This is a genomic window from Pseudomonas sp. BP01 (assembly GCF_022760795.1).
Classification (GTDB): Bacteria; Pseudomonadota; Gammaproteobacteria; order Pseudomonadales; family Pseudomonadaceae; genus Aquipseudomonas; species Aquipseudomonas putida_Q.
The window spans coordinates 1-564 of sequence record NZ_JAFBKA010000074.1 but is presented as its reverse complement, the minus strand read 5'-3'; the positions used below and the strand labels follow the sequence as shown (position 1 = coordinate 564).

At 65.4% G+C, this 564-nt stretch carries 1 protein-coding gene; it reads left to right on the top strand.

Annotated features, from left to right (window positions below; all coding sequences use genetic code 11):
* Positions 1–564, top strand: a 564-nt coding sequence (locus JOY50_RS28525; protein WP_243056171.1) for an Ig-like domain-containing protein, incomplete at both ends; no start/stop codon positions are given.

Sequence of the window (564 nt, the reverse complement as noted above, 5' to 3'; positions counted from 1 at the left end):
GCGAAGTACTCCAAGCTACCGCTACCGATGCTGCTGGCAATACGTCCGTGGCCAGCTCGGTCACTGCGCCGGACATCGACGGTGGCGATACCACACCGCCAGACGCGCCTATCGACCTGGTAATCGGTCTGGCCGGCAGCCAACTGAGCGGCCGTGGCGAAGCCGGTACTACCGTACAGGTACGCGATGCGGCAGGCACTGTACTGGCCACCGGCACCGTCGGTGCCGATGGCACCTTTGTGGTGTCCTTGAACCCTGCCGTGAACGACGGCAGCACCTTGCAAGTCACCCTGACCGATGCCGCCGGTAATGTTTCCCAACCGGGCTCGGTGACCTCAGCCGACCTGATACCTCCGGCACAGCCGACCGACCTGACCCTGGCCGACGGCGTGACCTTCACCGGTCGCGGCGAACCCGGTGCTACCGTCCAGGTGCGTGATGCTGCCGGCAACCTCATCGGCAGCGGCCTGGTCAACGCTGACGGTACCTTCAGCCTCGCCCTCTCGCCTGCCCAGGCCAACGGCGAAGCCTTGGACATTCGCCAGGTCGATGCCGCAGGCAATA